The sequence below is a fragment of the Sphingopyxis sp. H073 genome (assembly GCF_001468395.1).
Lineage (GTDB): Bacteria > Pseudomonadota > Alphaproteobacteria > Sphingomonadales > Sphingomonadaceae > Sphingopyxis.
In genome coordinates this window covers 44,452-62,782 of record NZ_LNSG01000003.1, presented here as the reverse complement: position 1 = coordinate 62,782, position 18,331 = coordinate 44,452, and the positions used below count along the sequence as shown (strand labels likewise).

The window sequence follows — 18,331 nt, the reverse complement described above, 5'->3', positions numbered from 1 at the left end:
GGCCGACCGACAGGCTCATGATATTGCATCTCATGCCGGGGAGTTGGATGATGCGAAGTCGATTACTGACGGGTGTCACGATGTTTGCGGTGCTGGCTTCGGGGCCTGCTCCGCTGCCTCTCGCGAACGCCAATGCGCGGACCGTCGATCCGCAGCAGGGCTTCTGCCGCAATGCCGGCCCGCTACCGCGTCTCGACCCCGAAGTGAGGCCGCAACCGCAGCAGAATGACGGGCCGTATAAGACGCGCGGCGGTCGCGACCGCGCCGACGATATGGCCGAAGCGCTGCCGATGCCTGAAGCACCGCCGCCTCCGCCGCCCCCGCCACCTCCGCCGCCGCCGCCGTTGATGGCGCCGCCATCGCCGATGGCCGACGGTGCGGCGCGCGAGGTGGTCGTGACCGGCAGTGCGGTCGGGTCGGCGTCGGCACCGGTCAGCGCCACGCCGCCGGCCGAAGGCATCAGCGCGGGATCGGCCGCCGATTTCGAGGCACGGAGCGACGTTTCGAGGGTTCCGCCGCGGCCCTATCCGCAGCCGCAGTCGGGGATTTTGACCGCGGGCGAACATGACGACCTGCTCAATCCCGAACTCTACGCCGCTTATGTGAACCGCAGCAACCTGGGGCAGGAGATCCGGACGGTGCCGCGGGTCGACACGACGCGGGTCGTGACGGTCAAGGTCAACGATCGCAGCGGTCAGCCGATCCCGTTCGCGGATGTTGTCGTCACCTGCAGCGACGGCAACAGCATCACGATGGCGACGCAGGCCGATGGCAGCGTGGCCCTTTTCCCCGGCCTCGACCGGCTCAGCGAACGGGTCACCGTTTCGGCGCGGAAAGCCGGACGGACGATTGCCGACGCGCGTGCCGTGCTGGTGAGTAACGCGCCGGGTGGCCAGACGGTGGGACTGACCGCGAGTCAGGCGGCAACGAAGGCGACGAAGCTCGACCTGATGCTCGTCGTCGACACGACCGGCAGCATGGGCGACGAAATCCGCTATCTCCAGTCCGAAATGCGCTCGATCATCGCGGCGATCACGGAGAAGCACCGCGACCTCGACATCCGGATCGGTTTCGTTTTCTACCGCGATCTTGGCGACGATTATGTCACGCGCACGGTCGCTTTCACTCGCGACGTCGGCGCGGCGCAAGGCTCGCTGGCGCAGCAATATGCGACCGGTGGCGGCGACTATCCCGAGGCGATGGACCAGGCGCTGATCCGTGCGGTCGGGCAGGACTGGCGCCCCGATGCAGTGAAATCGCTGCTGCTCGTCGCCGACGCGCCGCCGCACGACGAACTGTTCGGGCGAACCTGGCAAGCCGCCGAAGTCGCGCGCGCCAAACGGATCCACATCACCCCGGTCGCGGCGTCGGGTGTCGCCGACAAGGCCGAATATGCGATGCGCGCGATGGCCGCGGCAACCCAGTCGCGCTATCTGTTCCTGACCGACGACAGCGGTGTGGGCAATCCGCACGCGCCGCCTGCGATCGATTGCTATCTCGTCACGCGCCTCGATGCGCTGGTCCGCCGTGTCGTCGACAGCCAGATCAGCGGTCGCCGGATCGAGCCCGACGACAAGGAGATCATCCGCAGCGTCGGCAAATATGACGCTGGCAAATGCATCCTGCCGGCCGACTTCAAATGGCAGAACGGCTGACGCAGCGACGCCGGTCGAGATGCAGGCTCCGATACCGGCATTGACACGCCCCCACATCTGACCGATGCGGGGGCGTGGGTTGCTTCGATTAACCTTTCTCTTCGGTCGGTGGGGTCGGCTGGCGGAGTGAGGGGTCGGAGGATATGACCCATGAGGAAATTGCTGTCGGCTGCCGCGATCGCGGCGCTGCTGGTTCAGCCTGTCATCGCCAACGCCAAGGATGTCGAGCCGGTCAAGATTTCGGGACCGGCCAATGCGAAGGGCGTTACCACGGTCGCCATCGGCGCCTTCAACGTCGGCTTCATCTTTGAATCGATCGACCAGACCGCTGCAAGCGGCGGGCTGATGGGAGCGTTCGGCGGGACGACAAAGGCCAAAAGTGCGCTCGTCGGCGTGACACCCGAGATGATGCAAGCGGTGACCGACGCCGCCTATGCCGACTTCGTGCAGCAGCTTGCTGCGGGCGGTTACACGGTTCAGCCCGCGGCTGACCTGTTCGGGCACGGCGCGCTCGCCAAGACCAAGTCGCAGGACGTACCGCTCGATATCAATATCGCCCTCGAAAAGGGCAGCAAGGGCAAGGCGACCTATTTCAAGCCGACCGCCTTTCCGTCGCTGCTGATGATCCCGGGCGACTTCCTCGGGTCGGGGATGAGCAGCATGGGGATCAACATGTCTGCGGGGCAGGCGAGCATGGCGCTCAACAATTATGCGCGCGAAAGCGGCGTCGGCGTCGTCGATGTCGTCTATCTGATCGACTTTTCGCAGCAGAAGCGCCCCGGCGCGTTCAGCTTTGGCGGCATTCAGGTGAACAGCGCGCTGTCGGTCAGCGCCGACTATTCGCGCATGACGCTCATCGCGCCGAACGGCAAGCAGTCGGTGATTACGATCAAGGCGCCGGTTGCTGTCGAGGGCGAGTTCGTCGAGAAGAGCGACGCGTCGAGCGGAACGGACAAGGCGCTGCAATCGGGCGCCAACGTTGCGGGGGGCGTGGCGGCCGTGATGGGCTTCGGTGGCCTGCGCTTCGGCAAGACGCGAAAGTTCGAGTTCACCGCCAAGCCCGGCAACTATGAGGAGGGCGCAGCCAAGGCGGCGAGCCTTGCCAGCGAACTCCTGATCGGACGGCTGGGCGCTCTCCGTTGACCCCGGCGCGGGCGCTTCCTAAATCCGCTTGACGGAGGGCCGGAGCGCCCGCCACCCTCGCGCGTGTACGTGAGAGTAATCGGGGAACAGGTTTTTCAATGCAATTGGTGATTGTGGAATCGCCCGCCAAGGCGAAGACGATCGAGAAATATCTCGGTCGCGATTTCAAGGTTCTGGCCAGCTATGGCCATGTCCGCGACCTGCCGCCCAAAGACGGCTCGGTTGATCCGGACGACAGCTTCGCGATGCAGTGGCAGATGTATCCCGACAAGGCGAAGCGGATGAAGGACATCCAGGACGCCGCGAAGAGCGCCGACCGCCTGATCCTCGCGACCGACCCCGATCGCGAGGGCGAGGCGATCAGCTGGCATGTGCAGGAACTGTTGCGCCAGAAAAAGGCGCTGCCGCAGGCGGTCGACCGCGTGACCTTCAACGCGATCACCAAGCAGGCGGTGACCGATGCGATGGCGCATCCGCGCGAACTCGATACCGACCTGATCGATGCGTATCGCGCGCGCCGCGCCCTCGACTATCTGGTCGGCTTCACCCTGTCGCCGGTGCTGTGGCGCAAGCTCCCCGGTGCAAAATCGGCGGGCCGCGTCCAGTCGGTCACGCTGCGCATGATCGTCGAGCGCGAGCGCGAGATCGAGGCCTTTGTTGCGCAGCAATATTGGTCGGTCACCGGCCTGTTCGAAATGGCGGGCACGCCGTTCAAGGCGCGCCTGTCGCGCTGGCGGGGCAACAAGATCGAGCGGCTTTCGATCGGCACCGAGGCCGATGCGCGCGCCGCCGAAGCCGATGTGAAGGCGGGGCATTTCACCGTCGACACGGTCGAGACCAAGCCGCTCACGCGCAACCCGCCGCCGCCCTTCACGACGTCAACCTTGCAGCAGGAAGCGGCACGCAAGCTCGGCTTCTCCGCCAGCCATACCATGCGCGTCGCGCAGGATCTCTATGAGGACGGCGCGATCACCTACATGCGTACCGACGGCGTCCAGATGGACGGCAGCGCGATCAGCGCCGCGCGCAAGGCGATCGCCGATCGCTATGACGGCGGCTATGTTCCCGACCAGCCGCGGCAATATCAGACCAAGGCGAAGAACGCGCAGGAAGCGCACGAGGCGATCCGTCCCACCGATTTCTCGAAGGACAAGGTCGGCGGCGGCGATCACGCGCGCCTCTACGAACTGATCTGGAAGCGCGCGCTTGCGAGCCAGATGGCCTCGGCGCGGCTCGAACGCACCAGCATCGATCTCTCCGACGGCACGGGGAAGACCGTGCTGCGCGCGACGGGGCAGGTTGTGAAGTTCCCTGGCTTCCTCGCGCTATACGACGAGGGCCGCGACGACGCCGAGGACGAGGACGCGCGCCTGCTCCCGGCAATGAGCAAGGGCGATGCGCCTGCGAAGACCGGTGTGGAAGTCGAGAAGCACGAGACCCAGCCGCCGCCGCGCTATTCGGAAGCGAGCCTCGTCAAGAAGATGGAAGAGCTCGGCATCGGGCGCCCGTCGACCTATGCCGCGATTCTGCAGGTATTGAAGGACCGCGCTTATGTCCGCGTCGAGAAGAACCGCTTCATTCCCGAGGAGAGCGGGCGATTGCTGACGGCGTTCCTCGAACGCTTCTTCAATCGTTACGTTGAATACGATTTTACCGCGGGCCTTGAGGAAGAGCTCGACGACGTATCGGGTGGCCGCGCGCAGTGGCAAGCGGTGCTCGAGCGTTTCTGGCGCGATTTCAAGCCGCGCACCGGCGAGGTGATGGAGCAGAAACCGTCGGAGATCACAGCGGCGCTCGACGAGTTTCTCGGCCCGTACCTGTTCCCCGACAAGGGCGACGGCAGCGATCCCAGGCTCTGCCCCAATTGCGGCACAGGGCGGCTCGCGCTGCGCGGCGGCAAGTTCGGGCCGTTCATCGCGTGCAGCAACTATCCCGACTGCAAGTTCACGCGGAAATTTGCGCAGCCGGGCGGTTCCGATGCTGGCGACAGTGGCCCCGAGGTGATGGGTACCGACCCCGAAAGCGGGCTGGAAGTGTCGAAGCGCAGCGGGCGCTTCGGCCCGTACATCCAGCTCGGCGACGGGAAGGAGGCGAAACGCTCGTCGATCCCGAAAGATATTCCGGCCGAGGATTTCGACCTCGACTATGCGCTGCGGCTGCTCAGCCTGCCGCGCGAAGTCGGGACGCATCCGGAGAGCGGCAAGGTCATTATGGCCGGGCTGGGTCGCTATGGCCCCTATCTGCTCCACGACGGCAAATATGCGAAGCTGACGGGCACCGCCGAGATCTTCGATATCGGCATGAACGCCGCCGTGGCGCGCATCGCTGACGCGGCGAATGGCGGAGGACGCGGCGCGCGGGCCAAAGCCGAACCGCTGAAGACCTTCGGGCCGCATCCGACCAGCGGCGGCGAGATGAAGCTGATGGCGGGGCGCTTCGGTCCCTATGTGACCGACGGCACGACCAACGCAACGCTGCCGAAGACGGTCGAGGCCGATGCGCTGACAGAGGAAGAGGCGATCGCGCTGATCGATGCGCGCGCGGCGAAAGGGCCGGCGAAGGGCAAGAAGAAGGCGCCCGCCAAAAAGGCTGCGGCGAAGAAAGCCCCGGCCAAGAAAGCTCCGGCAAAAAAGAAAGCTGCGGAGGAATAGTCCAAATCGTGCTTTCCCGCGAAGGCGGGGACCCATCACCGGCAGGCTCCGCATCGCGCGACCGGGTGATGGGCTCCCGCCTTCGCGGGAGCGCACCGCCGTTTGCCTCGTTTGGAATATGATCGGGTCGTGTTAACGTCGGCGCATCGGGAGGTATTTCGATGCGACGCTTGCTTGCCGCCTTGTCCGCCCTTCTTGCCCTGTTCGTGCTGCCCGCCGCGGCGCAGCAACCCGGCGCTCTGATTTCGGCCGAGCCGATAGACGCAACCCCGCCGGGGGTGCAGGCGTGGAAAATCCTCTACTGGACGAGCAATGGCAGCGGCCAGCGTTTCCAGGTCACCGGCATCGTCGCGGCACCGATGGAAGCGATCCCGCCGCGCCCGCGCCGCGTCATCGCCTGGACGCATGGCGCGTGGGGTGTTGCGGAGAAATGCGCTCCGTCGCTGAGTCCGAATTTCTTCGAATATAGCGCCGGGATGGACGCCGTCCGATCGGGCTATGTCGTCGTCGCCCCCGATTATATCGGCCTCGCGAGCCCGACGATGCATCCATTTCTGGTCGGTCCCGACACGGCGAACGCGGTGCTCGACGCCGTGCGCGCGGCGCGGGCGATCCCGGGCGCTGCAGCGGGCGGCAGCTTCGCGGTGTGGGGCGAGTCGCAGGGCGGCCATGCGGCGCTGTGGACGGCGACGGCGGCGCGCAGCTACGCGCCCGATCTGACCCTCGTCGGCACCGCTGCCGCGGCGCCGCCGACCGATCTGGCGGCCAATTTGCGCGATGGCAGCGACAAGAATGCGCGCGCCTTGCTGTTATCCTTTGCGCTGCACAGCTGGTCGACGCTCTACGGCTTCCCGCAGGACAGCATCGCCAATCGCACCAACCAGGGCATCATCCGCCGGTTGGCCGAAAATAATTGCGTCGCCTTCAACAAGAAGCCGAAGCTCGGCACGATCCTCGGTATCCTCACCATCGCGCGGGCGACGCGAACGAAGGATATCGCAAAGATCGAGCCCTTCGGCACCTTCGCGCGGGCCAACAGCGTCGATCCCGCGCGCGTGCCGGGCCCGCTGCTGATCGCGCAGAGCAGCAAGGACACGATCGTCGCGCCCGCCGTCACGCGCAAGTTCGCGAAGGCGGTCTGCAGGCGCGGAACGCCGACACGCTGGATCGACATGGCGGGCGATCATGGTTCCAGCGCGAAGGACAGCGCGCAGGAAACGATCGGCTGGATCACCGCACGCTTCGACGGCAATGCCCCGCCGAACGACTGCCGGCGGATTTAATCGACCCAGTCGAGCCCCATGTCGCGATAGATGCTGCGGTCCTCGTCCCAGTTTTCCTTGACCTTGACGTGCAGGAACAGGTGGACCTTGCGGCCCATCAATTCGGTCAGTTCGGCGCGGGCACGGGCACCGATTTCCTTGATGCGGGCGCCCCCCTTGCCGAGCACTATCGCGCGCTGGTTGTCGCGCGCGACGAAGATCTGCTGGTGGATTTCGGCGCTGCCGTCGGGGCGCGTCTTGAACAGCTCGGTCTCGACCGTCGACTGATAGGGTAACTCCTCGTGGAGCTGGCGGTAGAGCTGTTCGCGCGTGATTTCGGCAGCGAGCATGCGTTCAGGCGCGTCGCTGACTTCGTCCTCGGGGAAGTGCCACGGCCCCTCGGGCATCAGCCCCGCGAGATTGGCCTTGAGCTCGGCGACCCCGTCGCCGCTGCTTGCCGAAATGAAATATGTTTCGTCGAACGCGACCTTAGCATTGAGCTCGTTCGCGATCGTCAGCAGCTTGTCCTTCTTGGTCAGATCGACCTTGTTGAGGATCAGATATTTCTTCTCGGGCCGGTTCGCGATGCCCTCCAGGACGCGCTCGACGCGGCCCGTCAGCTTGGCGGCGGCATCGACCATCACGAGGATCGCTTCGGCCTCCTCGAGGCTGCTCCACGCGGCCGCAACCATCGCGCGGTCGAGCCGGCGCGTCGGCGCGAAGATGCCGGGGGTATCGATCAGCACGATCTGCGCATCGCCCTCCATCGCGACGCCCATCAGCCGCGTGCGCGTCGTCTGCGCCTTCGGACTCACGATCGCGACCTTCTGGCCGACGAGCGCGTTGACGAGGGTCGATTTGCCGGCGTTCGGCGCACCGACGACGGCGACGAAGCCGCAGCGCTGGGTCATTTTGCTTCTTCCTGTATCAATCGTTCGAGCAGCGCCGCCGCTGCGGCCTTTTCGGCTGCCTGTTTCGACGCGCCTTCGCCTTCGGCCTCTGCAAGCTTGCCCACTGCAACCGCGACCAGGAAGCGCGGCGCATGGTCGGGGCCGTCGCGGCGGACGAGGCGATATTCGGGCGGCCGACGTTTGCGCGCGAGCGCCCATTCCTGGAGCGCTGCCTTGGGGTGCTTGGGCGCCGCGACCTGTCCGTCGATCATCTCGCCCCACTTGGCGACGATGAAGGCGCGCGCGGCGTCGTCACCAAGATCGAGCCAGAGCGCGCCGATCAGCGCCTCGAGCACATCGGCGGCAATATTGTCGCTATGCCGCCCGCCGTCGCCGATCGCCTGGCTTCCGAAAAGGACATGCGCATTGAGGTCGAGCCCTTGCGCGATCCGCGCGCACGTCTCGCCCGACGCGAGCGCATGAAGCCGCGACGAAAGCTCGCCCTCGGCAGCCTTTGGAAAACGGCGGAACAATTCGGACGCGATGACGAGGCCAAGCACGCGGTCGCCGAGAAACTCGAGCCGCTGATAGTCGCCCGCGCCGCTGCTGCCGTGGGTCAGCGCCTCTTGATAGAGGCTCAGGTTGCGGGGGCAGGCGCCGGTGAGGGCAGCGATCGTCTCCGCGGAAACGCGGTCGCTCAAAAGCCTTCCCCGATACGGCTCCAGCGCGCGGCGGTGAACCAGCTGATCGGGTTGATCCAGCTTGCCGAACCGTCGGTCGAGAACATTCCGACGAGCGCGTGGCCAACGAGATTCTCTTCGGGAACCAGGCCGATGCCGCCATTTTCCTGCGCCTCGAAGCGGCTGTCGGCGCTGCGGTCGCGGTTGTCGCCCATCAGGAACAGGTGTCCGGCGGGCACCGTCACGAGTTCGGTATTGTCCTCGGGGATCGTGGTGATGTCGAGGATCGCATAGCTCTTGCCGCTGGGAAGCGTCTCGCGGAACTGCCGGTACCGGCACTGGCGCTGGCCATTCGCACCGATCTCTTCGAACTGCGGGGCGTAGCAGGGCAGGGAGCCCGTGGTGCGCGAGGCGTCGAGCATGTTCTGCGTCACCGGGATCACGAAATCGGCCATCGGCTCGCGCTTCAGCGGCTTGCCGTTCAACCAGACGATGCCTTCCTTCACCTGCACCGTATCGCCGGGCAGGCCGATCACGCGCTTGATATAGTCATTGTCGTTGACCGGCGGCGCCTTGAATACGACGACATCGCCGCGCTCGGGCGTGCGGGCGAAGACGCGGCCCGGAATCAGCGGCACGCTGAACGGCAGGCTGTATTTCGAATAGCCATAGGCCATCTTGTTCACGAGCAGATAGTCGCCGATCAACAGGCGCGGCTGCATCGATTCCGAGGGAATGTTGAACGGCGACAGGAAAAAGCTTCGGAAAATCAGTACCGCGATCGCCAGCAGCGCGAGGAAACGGACGGTATCGACCGCCTCTTCTCTGGCCGATACCGGCGCCGGTTCGGGCGTCGCGGGGCCGGGCTGGGCGGCGGGCGAATTGTCGGCGGTCAGGCTGGCGTCGGTCATCGCCCGGCATTGGCGACGAATAGGTCTGCGCGTCAAGCAAATATCGGCGGATCGCGCTGGCGCGGCGGCTGCCGCTGGCGTAGAGGCGTGGCCCGATATTGAAGGAGCTGCGACATGACGACCGCCGATCAGGCCTGGCAGGCGCTTGCCGACTGGCAGCCGCAGAAGCTGACCGATCTTGTGTCGGCCGATCCCGAGGCGCGGTTGCGGGCGCTGGTTCGTACGGTCGCCGATATCCGCTTCGACTTCGCCAAAACCCATCTAGACGATGCGGCGATCGGCATTTTGGGTGGCCTCGCCGCCGCGCAGGACTTTGCCGGGCGCCGCAAGACCTTGTTTTCGGGCGGCATTGCCAATCCCACCGAAAATCGCGCCGCCGAGCATAGCGCCGAACGCGGCGAGGGGAGCCCCGAGTCCGTCCATGTCGCGCAGGCGCTGCATCAGCGGATGCGGATGATGGTCGATGCGATCGAAGCGGGCGCGTTCGGAGAAATCCGGCACTTGCTCCACATCGGCATCGGCGGTTCGGCGCTTGGCCCCGACCTGCTCGTCGATGCATTGGGACGGCATAGCGAGCGTTATGATGTCGCGGTCGTTTCGAATGTCGATGGCGCCGCGCTGGCGGAGGCCTTCGCGAAATTCGATCCGGCCTACACGCTCGTCGCGGTCGCATCGAAAACCTTCACGACGACCGAGACGTTGCTCAACGCGTCGTCGGCACTGCAATGGCTGGAAGAGGGCGGCGTCGACGATCCGCTCGGCCGCTTCATCGCGCTGACGGCGATGCCCGAGCGCGCGATGGAATGGGGGATCGACGAAACGCGCATCCTGCCGTTCAGCGAGACGGTCGGCGGGCGTTATTCGCTGTGGTCGTCGATCGGTTTTCCCGCCGCGCTCGCGCTCGGCTGGGATGCGTTCGCCGACCTGCTCGAAGGCGCGGCCGAAATGGACCGGCATTTCCGCCTTGCGGAGGGCGCCGGCAATATCTGCCTGCTCGCGGCATTCGCCGACCAGATCTATGCCAACCGCCTCGGTTGCCAGACGCGTGCGGTATTCGCTTATGATGAACGCCTGCGGCTGCTTCCCGACTATCTCCAGCAGCTTGAAATGGAGTCGAACGGCAAGTCGGTGACCCTTGAGGGCAAGCGGCTCGTGCAGCAAAGTGCGCCGATTACCTGGGGCGGCGTCGGCACCGATGCGCAGCACGCTGTATTCCAGCTGCTCCATCAGGGCACCCACCTCATTCCGGTCGAGTTCGTCGTCGCGCGCGAGCCCGATCATCTGCTCGACGATGCGCATCACGAAACGCTCGTCGCGAATTGTATCGCGCAGGGGGCGGCGCTGATGGCGGGCCGCGCGAGCGCGGACGGCGCGCGCGCCTATCCCGGCAACCGCCCGTCGACGACGATCCTGCTCGACCAGCTGACACCGCGCAGCCTCGGCGCGCTGATCGCCTTTTACGAGCATCGTGTCTTCGCCAACGCGGTCCTGCTCGGGATCAACCCGTTCGACCAGTTCGGGGTCGAGCTGGGCAAGGAGATGGCGAAGGGGCTCGCCGAAGGCACGATCGAATTCGATTCCGCGACGCAGGCGCTGATGCAGGCGGCACTCGGCGCCTGAGGCTCCCTCGCTGTCTCTGACCGCAAAATTCGATTGGCAAGCCGCCGGCGCGTAACCACATTGACGTCGGCGGCGAATGTCTGCCTGACCATTTCAGGGGTAATTCATGAGCGACTTCGACTATGATCTCTTCGTCATCGGCGCCGGTTCGGGCGGCGTGCGCGCGTCGCGTGTGGCGGCCTCGCACGGCGCGCGCGTTGCGGTGGCGGAGGAGCATCGGGTCGGCGGCACATGCGTGATCCGCGGTTGCGTGCCCAAGAAGCTGCTCGTTTACGGAGCTCATTTCGCCGAGGATATTCACGACGCGCGCAAGTTCGGCTGGGACGTTCCCGAGTGCCGTTTCGACTGGAACGTGCTGCGCGACAATGTGCTTGCCGAGGTCGACCGGCTCGAGGGCCTCTATGGCCAGACGCTTGATAACCACAAGGTCACCGTCTTCAAAACACGCGCGACGATTGTCGGGCCGCAGAAGGTCCGGCTCGCCGACGGCACCGAGATGACCGCCGAGCGTATCCTGATCGCGACCGGCGGCTGGCCGCACGTTCCCGAGTTTCCGGGCAGCGAGCACGCGATCACCTCGAACGAGGTCTTTCATCTGGAGAGGCTGCCGAAGCGGATCATGATCGCGGGCGGCGGCTATATCGCGAACGAGTTCGCCGGTATCTTCAACGAATTCGGCAGCCAGGTGACGATCGTCAACCGCGGCGACACGATATTGCGCGGCTACGACGAGCAGATCCGCGATCGCCTGCTTCAGATTTCTATGACCAAGGGCATCCACTTCAAATTCAACGTGCCCTTCCAGTCGATCGAGAAGAATGACGACGGCACGCTGACCGTCCATCTGGAAAATTGCGATCCGTTCATCGTCGACGCGGTGCTGATGGCGACCGGCCGAGTGCCCAATACGAGGGGCATCGGGCTGGAAGAGGTCGGCGTCGAGCTCGACGATCAAGGCGCGATCAAGGTCGACGACACGAACCAGTCGTCGGTGCCGAGCATCTACGCGGTCGGCGACGTCACCAACCGCATCCAGCTCACCCCCGTAGCGATCCGCGAAGGTCAGGCGTTCGCCGACAGCGTGTTTGGCGGCAAACCGACGGTCGTCGACTATCAGAATGTCCCAAGCGCGGTGTTCAGCCATCCGCCGATCGGCGCGGTCGGGCTGACCGAGGCGCAGGCGCGCAATCAGCTCGGCACGGTGCGCATCTACACCAGCGATTTCCGCGCGATGAAGAATGTCCTCGCGGGCCGCAACGAGCGCGCGCTCTACAAAATGGTGGTCAATGCAGCGACCGATCAGGTCGTCGGGCTCCACATGATCGGCCCCGACGCGCCGGAGATTTTGCAAGCGGCCGCAATTGCGGTGAAGGCGGGACTGACCAAGGCCGATTTCGATCAAACGGTCGCATTGCATCCAAGCATGGCCGAGGAACTGGTGCTGCTGAAATAGCCCCACTCATTGTCATCCCGGCGAAGGCCGGGGTCTCGACCTTGTATCATCACGCACCGGCGAGATCCCGGCCTTCGCCGGGATGACGATGAAACGGAAAAGATTTCTAATCGCAACCGACATGCTATCTTCCAGCCATTACAAGCAAGGGAGAGGCGCATGACGGGCACGGTACTGGTCACTGGAGGTAGCGGATATATCGCGGGCTTCCTGATCCGGCAGCTGATCGAAAACGGCTGGACGGTGAACACCACCGTGCGCAGCCTGAAGCGCGAGGACGAGGTTCGCGGCTGGCTGCAGGTCGATAACAGCAAGCTTCGCTTCTTCGCCGCCGATCTCGAGAACGACGCCGGCTGGGCCGAGGCAATGGCGGGATGCAGCCATGTCGCGCATCTCGCTTCGCCCTTTCCGCTGGACGTTCCCAAACATGCCGACGATCTGGTTGTTCCCGCGCGCGAAGGTGCGCTGCGCGCGCTGCGCTTTGCCAAGGGTGCGGGTGTCCGGCGGTTCGTCCTGACCTCGTCGATGGCGGCGATCGCCTATGGCCATGGCCAGGACCGCGAACTCTATGACGAGTCCGACTGGACCAATCTCGATAACCCCGGTGTCATGCCTTATCCGCGCTCGAAGACCGTCGCCGAACGCGCGGCGCGCGACTGGGTGGCGGCCGAGGGCGGCGACCTCGAGTTCGCCTCGGTCAATCCGGCGGCGGTATTCGGGCCGCTGCTGTCCGACGACCTGTCGACCTCGATCGAACTGGTGAAGCAACTGCTCGAAGGCAAGGTGCCGATGTGCCCCGATATCGGGTTCGGCATCATCGATGTGCGCGATGTCGCCGACCTCCATTATCGCGCGCTGACCGCGCCGGACATTCGCAACGAACGCTATGTCTGTTCGGGGCCGTTCCTGAAGATGATCGATGTCGCGAACATACTGACCGCCAACCTTGGCGATAAGGCGAGAAAGGTGCCAACGCGGAAAATGCCCGACTGGCTGCTCAAGCTGTTCGCGCTCGTCCGCCCCGAACTCAAGCAGCTCGTCGCCGAGCTCGGCAATGTGCGCGGCGGCGACAGCCGTCACGCGATGGACACGCTTGGCTGGACGGTGCGGCCGCCCGAGGAGGCGATCCTTGCGACGGCGCATAGCCTGATCGAGCGCGGAATCGTGAAGGTGTGAGCGAGCCCCCTCCCGCACGCGGGAGGGGAGACTCTTACGCGATCGTCGGGACGATCCCGCCCTCGGCGCGGATTGCGGCGCCGTTGGTCACCGCGGCGAGCGGGCTGGCGAGATAGGTCACCATCGATCCGATCTCGTCAGCTTCGATCAAGCGGCGGATCAGCGACAGCGGACGCAGTTCCTCAAAGAAGGCCTTTTCACGCTCGGCTTCGGGCGCGTCGGGGTTCGAGACAACCGAGCGGATGAAGTCGACGATGCCTTCCGAGCGCGTCGGCCCCGGCAGCACCGTGTTGACGGTAACACCCGTACCCCGCGTCTGTTCGGCAAGGCCGCGCGCGATCGTCAGCTGCGCGGTCTTGGTCATGCCGTAGTGGATCATCTCGGCGGGTGGCAGCAGGCCGCTCTCGCTGGCGATGAAGATTACGCGGCCCCAATTTTTCTCCAGCATCTTCGGAAAATAATGCCGCGACAGCCGCGCGCCGCTGACCACATTCACCTCGAAAATATGGTGCCAGTCGGCGTCGCTGATCTCTGCGAAAGACTTGGCCTCATAGATGCCGAGATTGTTGACGAGAATATCGGTCGCGGGAACCGCGGCGATCAGCGCATCGGCACCCTCGGCCGTGGCAGGGTCGGCGAGGACGGCGCGGATCGTGCCCGATCGCGACAGCTCCTCCGCCGCTTCGTCGAGCTTCGCCTGGTTGCGTCCGGTGATGACGACTTCTACGCCCTCTTCGGCGAGGCGCTTGGCGATCGCATAGCCGATGCCCGCGGTCGATCCGGTGACGATGGCGGTCTTGCCCTTGAGTTTCAGGTCCATGAGTGAATTCCTTTCACGCGTTGGTGCTTGTTCGATGCGCCGAAGATAGCGTTTCGTCCCATTGTTGATTAGAATGCGCTTTATCACTTCAGTGGTGATTCAAAATCAGGAATGACGATGGACAACCGGTTCGGCGATATCGAGACCTTCCTTGCGGTGGCGAGCGGTGGCAGCTTTGCCGCGGGCGCCAAGGCGCTGCGACTTACGCCTTCGGCGGTTAGCCGCAGTATCGCCCGGCTCGAAGAGCGGCTCGGCACGATCCTGTTCCGCCGGACGACGCGCTCGCTCGCGCTCACCGCCGAGGGAAGCGCGTATCGCGACCGGATGAGCGTGCTGCTCGCCGAGATCGAGACGGTCGAAAACGGCCTTGGCCGTGACAAGCAAGGCCCGCGGGGGCTGCTGCGCATCAACGCCTCGCCGTCGATCGGCGTGCCGTTGCTGCCGATCCTGCCGCGCTTCATGGCGCGCTATCCCGAGATCATTCTCGACTTGGCATTATCCGACGCGATCGTCGATCTGGTCGAGGAGCGCGCCGACATCGCGATCCGGATCGGCCCGCTTCGCGACACGAGCCTGCGCGCCAAGAAACTCGGGCACAGCCGCATGGCGCTGGTCGCGAGCCCCGCTTATCTCGCGCGGCGCGGTACGCCGCAGACGCCCGACGATCTCGACGCGCACGACTGCCTGCGCTTCAGCTTTCGCCGGTCGATCGACAGTTGGCCTTTCCGTATCGGCGGGCGCGTCGTTCACCGCCCGGTACATGGCAGCTTCTTCGGCAATTCGGGGGATATGGTGCGGCAGATTGCGGTAGCGGGCGGCGGTATTTCGCGCCACGGCCATTTTCATGTCGCGGGCGATCTTGCGGCAGGGCGGCTGGTCGAAGTGCTCGGCGATTACCACCCCGGCGACGGCGAGGATATTCACGCACTCTACGCGCCCGAAGATCGTGCCGCGGCGCGCATTCGTGCTTTCCTCGATTTCCTCGACGAGGAGTTGGTGATCGCGCCCTAGCCGATCCGGTACGGCACGACATCGCGCCGGTCTGGATCGACCAGGATCGGGCGGTCGCTCGGCGGAAAGGCTCGCTGATCGCAATCGTCGCGCGGGCAGATGCGGCATGAGAGGCCGATGCGCGTCGCGGCCTGCGGTGCGGTAACGTCGACCCCGTCGGCGTACACGAAATCCGCAGCATATTGCGCCTCGCACCCCAGCGCGACGGCATAGCGGCGTGGGGATCGCGCATAACTGCCCGAGGGTTTCACCAGCCCCTTCGCCATCGAAACATAGCGGAGGCCATCGGGTGTCTCGGCAAGCTGGAACAGGATGCGGTCGGGGATCGCCGCCGCCTCGTGCACAATCCAGAGCGGACAGGCGCCGCCGAAGCGCGCGAATTGCAGGCGTGTAGCGCTGTGCCGCTTGGTGATATTGCCTGCCATGTCGACGCGGCAGAAGAACATCGGAATCCCGCGCGCGCCGGGACGCTGAAGCGTCGAAAGGCGATGGCATGCCTGTTCGAAGCTGACGCCATATTCGAGCCGCAGCCGGTCTATGTCGTGGCGCACGGCGCGCGCGCTGGCGCGGAACGGGGCGTAAGGCATCAGCACCGCACCCGCGGCGTAGTTGGCAAGCCCGACGTGGAGCAACTGTCGCGCCGCCGCAGTACGGAGCGGCGAGGCTTCGACGACCGTAGCAATCTCGTCCGCCAGTGCGAGTGCCGCGAGTTGGTGCGCAAGCTGGAAGCGTCGGCTTTCAGCGGGCTGGGATGGATCGATCACCAGATGCCGCATCGTGGCGTCGAAATCGCGTAGGCTGATAGTCTGCTGATAGACGATCGAGATGCCGAGCGCGTCGCGCAGCCGCCGCTCGATCGTCTCGACCGCGGGCGACGGCTCCTTGCCGCGCAGCTGCTCCGCGAGCGCCTCCGCCGCGCGGTCGATGCTGTCGACATAATTGCCCGCGTCGTGAAACCAGTCGCGCACCTCTTCCCATGGCAGGCGGCTCCCCTCGGCGGTGCCGCCGGTCAGCGCCTCGTCGATGATCTGGAGCCGCTGTCCCGCACGGCGATAGGCGGCGTGGAGTGCGACGAACTGGTCGGCGAACTGCGGTTGCTGGAGCGCCGCGCGCTCGAGCTGTTCGGGAGGCAGGGGCGATGCAGCGAAGAGCGGATCGGCGGCGGCTTCGCGCAATGCGCCAGCGCGGCGATCGCCCGCATCCGCGGCGACTTCTTCCCATTCGAGCGGGAACAGCTTTTGCAGCCGGTCGAGCAACGCTGGCGTCAGCGGACGGTCGTCGTGCTCGATCTGGCTAAGGTAGGAGGTCGAGATTCCCAGCGTTTCGGCGAACTCGGCCTGACGGATACCGCGCTCGCTGCGTAGCTGCCGCAGCCGGTTGCCGGCGAAGATGCGTTGGCGGGCCATGCGCTTCGATACTTTGCAAACTTGGACTTTGCAACTTTGCAAATTCACATTTGCATGAACCGGGCATTCGGCGCAGACGGCACATTCCCATTCTGACGGAGAAGCCGAGTGTCCGCCAATATCGCCGAAATGGAACGCCGCCGCGCCGCCGCCGCCCTTGGGGGCGGCCAGAAGCGCATCGATGCGCAGCATGCCAAGGGCAAGCTGACGGCGCGCGAGCGGCTCGACGTGCTGCTCGACGAAGGCTCGTTCGAGGAACTCGACACCTATGTCGAGCATGATTGCGTCGATTTCGGGATGCAGGATCAGAAGGTTCCGGGCGACGGCGTCGTCACCGGATCGGGGACGATCAATGGCCGCCTCGTCTATGTCTTCAGTCAGGATTTCACCGTCTTCGGCGGCTCGCTGTCGAAACGCCATGCCGAGAAGATCTGCAAGGTCATGGACAAGGCGATGCTCGTCGGGGCGCCGGTGATCGGCCTCAACGACAGCGGCGGTGCGCGTATTCAGGAGGGCGTCGCCTCGCTCGGCGGCTATGCCGAGGTGTTCCAGAAAAATGTGCTGGCGTCGGGCGTGGTGCCGCAGATCAGCCTGATCATGGGCCCGTGCGCAGGCGGCGCAGTGTACAGCCCGGCGATGACCGACTTCATCTTCATGGTGAAGGACAGCTCGTATATGTTCGTCACCGGCCCCGATGTCGTGAAGACGGTGACCAACGAGGTGGTGACGCAGGAAGAACTCGGCGGCGCGATCACGCACACGACGAAAAGCTCGGTCGCCGACATCGCGTTCGAGAACGACATCGAGGCGCTGCTCGCGACGCGTGATTTCTTCGACTATCTTCCTGAGAATAACCGCAGCGGCGTGCCGGTGCGCCCGACGAGCGACCCGTTCGACCGCGCCGAAATGAGCCTCGACACGCTGATCCCGCCGAATGCGAACCAGCCGTATGACATGCACGAGCTGATCCGGAAGACGGTCGACGAGGGCGATTTCTTCGAGGTGCAGCCGGCGCATGCCGCGAACATCATCTGCGGTTTCGGCCGTATCGAGGGGCGCACGATCGGCATCGTCGCGAACCAGCCGCTGGTGCTCGCAGGCGTGCTCGACATCAATTCGTCGAAGAAGGCGGCGCGCTTCGTCCGCTTCTGCGACGCGTTCGAGATTCCGATCATCACCTTCGTCGACGTGCCCGGCTTCCTGCCCGGCACCGCGCAGGAATATAACGGCATCATCAAGCATGGCGCGAAGCTGCTCTTCGCCTATGCCGAGGCGACGGTGCCGAAGATCACAGTGATCACGCGCAAGGCCTATGGCGGCGCGTACGACGTGATGGCGTCGAAGCATCTGCGCGGCGATTTGAACTATGCCTGGCCGACCGCCGAGATCGCGGTGATGGGCGCGAAGGGCGCGGTCGAGATCATCTTCCGCAGCGACATCGGAGACCCCGAAAAGATCGCCGAGCGCACTAAAGAATATGAGGACCGTTTCGCCAACCCCTTCGTGGCGGCGCAGCGGGGGTATATCGACGAGGTGATCTATCCGCATTCGACGCGGCGGCGGATCGCACTGGGGCTGCGGAAGCTGCGGAACAAGCAGTTGGAGAATCCGTGGAAGAAGCACGATAATATTCCGCTATGACACGCGCGACGA

At 65.0% G+C, this 18,331-nt stretch carries 14 protein-coding genes; 9 read left to right on the top strand and 5 right to left on the bottom strand.

Going from position 1 to position 18,331, the window contains the following annotated elements; genetic code table 11:
• The first annotated feature begins 47 nt into the window (after positions 1–47).
• The 4 genes from ATE64_RS05850 to ATE64_RS05835 all read left to right on the top strand — a co-directional run bounded on the left by ATE64_RS05850 (position 48) and on the right by ATE64_RS05835 (position 6,732).
• Positions 48–1,655, top strand: a complete 1,608-nt coding sequence (locus ATE64_RS05850; protein WP_231729093.1) for a vWA domain-containing protein — start codon at positions 48–50, stop codon at positions 1,653–1,655.
• A gap of 150 nt (positions 1,656–1,805) precedes the next feature.
• Positions 1,806–2,798: a hypothetical protein gene (locus ATE64_RS05845; protein ID WP_058456436.1), complete on the top strand. Its 993-nt coding sequence runs from the start codon at positions 1,806–1,808 to the stop codon at positions 2,796–2,798.
• Between the two features lie 98 nt (positions 2,799–2,896).
• A complete protein-coding gene (gene topA / locus ATE64_RS05840) occupies positions 2,897–5,449 on the top strand; it encodes a type I DNA topoisomerase (protein ID WP_058456437.1) in 2,553 nt (850 codons plus the stop codon).
• A gap of 161 nt (positions 5,450–5,610) precedes the next feature.
• The gene (locus tag ATE64_RS05835; RefSeq protein ID WP_058456438.1) at positions 5,611–6,732 is read left to right on the top strand and encodes a lipase family protein; all 1,122 of its coding nucleotides are present in this window, start codon (positions 5,611–5,613) and stop codon (positions 6,730–6,732) included.
• On the opposite strand, the gene era is transcribed toward ATE64_RS05835, so the two are convergent.
• From era to lepB, 3 genes are read right to left on the bottom strand one after another with little or no spacing between them, the layout of a single operon-like run.
• Positions 6,729–7,622 (bottom strand): GTPase Era, encoded by an 894-nt coding sequence (gene era, locus ATE64_RS05830; protein WP_058456439.1) that lies wholly within the window; start codon positions 7,620–7,622, stop codon positions 6,729–6,731. The genes ATE64_RS05835 and era overlap by 4 nt on opposite strands.
• Positions 7,619–8,302: a ribonuclease III gene (rnc, locus tag ATE64_RS05825; RefSeq protein ID WP_058456440.1), complete on the bottom strand. Its 684-nt coding sequence runs from the start codon at positions 8,300–8,302 to the stop codon at positions 7,619–7,621. The genes era and rnc overlap by 4 nt, the downstream gene beginning before the upstream one ends.
• Complete coding sequence (lepB, locus tag ATE64_RS05820) at positions 8,299–9,192, bottom strand: signal peptidase I (RefSeq protein ID WP_082657889.1); 894 nt, start codon at positions 9,190–9,192, stop codon at positions 8,299–8,301. The genes rnc and lepB overlap by 4 nt, the downstream gene beginning before the upstream one ends.
• A 114-nt stretch (positions 9,193–9,306) precedes the next feature.
• On the opposite strand from lepB, the gene pgi reads away from it, so the two are divergent.
• The 3 genes from pgi (at position 9,307) to ATE64_RS05805 (ending at position 13,441) form a co-directional block, all read left to right on the top strand.
• Positions 9,307–10,812 (top strand): glucose-6-phosphate isomerase, encoded by a 1,506-nt coding sequence (gene pgi, locus ATE64_RS05815; RefSeq protein WP_058456441.1) that lies wholly within the window; start codon positions 9,307–9,309, stop codon positions 10,810–10,812.
• Between the two features lie 106 nt (positions 10,813–10,918).
• Entirely contained in the window at positions 10,919–12,265 is a 1,347-nt protein-coding gene (gene gor, locus ATE64_RS05810; protein ID WP_058456442.1) for a glutathione-disulfide reductase, read from the top strand.
• A gap of 159 nt (positions 12,266–12,424) precedes the next feature.
• Positions 12,425–13,441 carry an aldehyde reductase gene (locus ATE64_RS05805; RefSeq protein WP_058456443.1) on the top strand — a complete coding sequence of 339 codons (1,017 nt, stop codon included), beginning with the start codon at positions 12,425–12,427 and terminating at the stop codon, positions 13,439–13,441.
• A 34-nt stretch (positions 13,442–13,475) separates the two neighbouring features.
• On the opposite strand, the gene ATE64_RS05800 is transcribed toward ATE64_RS05805, so the two are convergent.
• The gene (locus ATE64_RS05800) at positions 13,476–14,261 is read right to left on the bottom strand and encodes an SDR family oxidoreductase (protein ID WP_058456444.1); all 786 of its coding nucleotides are present in this window, start codon (positions 14,259–14,261) and stop codon (positions 13,476–13,478) included.
• Between the two features lie 117 nt (positions 14,262–14,378).
• Between ATE64_RS05800 and ATE64_RS05795 the strand changes: the two genes are divergently transcribed.
• Positions 14,379–15,272, top strand: coding sequence for a LysR family transcriptional regulator (locus tag ATE64_RS05795; RefSeq protein ID WP_058456445.1), 894 nt, complete (start codon positions 14,379–14,381; stop codon positions 15,270–15,272).
• Here ATE64_RS05795 and ATE64_RS05790 read toward each other — a convergent pair.
• Complete coding sequence (locus ATE64_RS05790) at positions 15,269–16,678, bottom strand: helix-turn-helix transcriptional regulator (protein ID WP_058456446.1); 1,410 nt, start codon at positions 16,676–16,678, stop codon at positions 15,269–15,271. The two genes, ATE64_RS05795 and ATE64_RS05790, sit on opposite strands and share 4 nt — an antisense overlap.
• A gap of 108 nt (positions 16,679–16,786) precedes the next feature.
• On the opposite strand from ATE64_RS05790, the gene ATE64_RS05785 reads away from it, so the two are divergent.
• Positions 16,787–18,319 (top strand): acyl-CoA carboxylase subunit beta, encoded by a 1,533-nt coding sequence (locus ATE64_RS05785; protein WP_058456447.1) that lies wholly within the window; start codon positions 16,787–16,789, stop codon positions 18,317–18,319.
• Positions 18,320–18,331 lie beyond the last annotated feature (12 nt).

Excerpts from the sequence above, each read along its gene's own strand:
- ATE64_RS05850 (WP_231729093.1), top strand. The coding sequence starts at position 48 with ATGATGCGAAGTCGATTACTGACGGGTGTCACGATGTTTGCGGTGCTG.
- ATE64_RS05845 (WP_058456436.1), top strand. The coding sequence starts at position 1,806 with ATGAGGAAATTGCTGTCGGCTGCCGCGATCGCGGCGCTGCTGGTTCAG.
- topA (WP_058456437.1), top strand. The coding sequence starts at position 2,897 with ATGCAATTGGTGATTGTGGAATCGCCCGCCAAGGCGAAGACGATCGAG.
- ATE64_RS05835 (WP_058456438.1), top strand. The coding sequence starts at position 5,611 with ATGCGACGCTTGCTTGCCGCCTTGTCCGCCCTTCTTGCCCTGTTCGTG.
- era (WP_058456439.1), bottom strand. The coding sequence starts at position 7,622 with ATGACCCAGCGCTGCGGCTTCGTCGCCGTCGTCGGTGCGCCGAACGCC.
- lepB (WP_082657889.1), bottom strand. The coding sequence starts at position 9,192 with ATGACCGACGCCAGCCTGACCGCCGACAATTCGCCCGCCGCCCAGCCC.
- pgi (WP_058456441.1), top strand. The coding sequence starts at position 9,307 with ATGACGACCGCCGATCAGGCCTGGCAGGCGCTTGCCGACTGGCAGCCG.
- gor (WP_058456442.1), top strand. The coding sequence starts at position 10,919 with ATGAGCGACTTCGACTATGATCTCTTCGTCATCGGCGCCGGTTCGGGC.
- ATE64_RS05805 (WP_058456443.1), top strand. The coding sequence starts at position 12,425 with ATGACGGGCACGGTACTGGTCACTGGAGGTAGCGGATATATCGCGGGC.
- ATE64_RS05800 (WP_058456444.1), bottom strand. The coding sequence starts at position 14,261 with ATGGACCTGAAACTCAAGGGCAAGACCGCCATCGTCACCGGATCGACC.
- ATE64_RS05795 (WP_058456445.1), top strand. The coding sequence starts at position 14,379 with ATGGACAACCGGTTCGGCGATATCGAGACCTTCCTTGCGGTGGCGAGC.
- ATE64_RS05790 (WP_058456446.1), bottom strand. The coding sequence starts at position 16,678 with ATGGCCCGCCAACGCATCTTCGCCGGCAACCGGCTGCGGCAGCTACGC.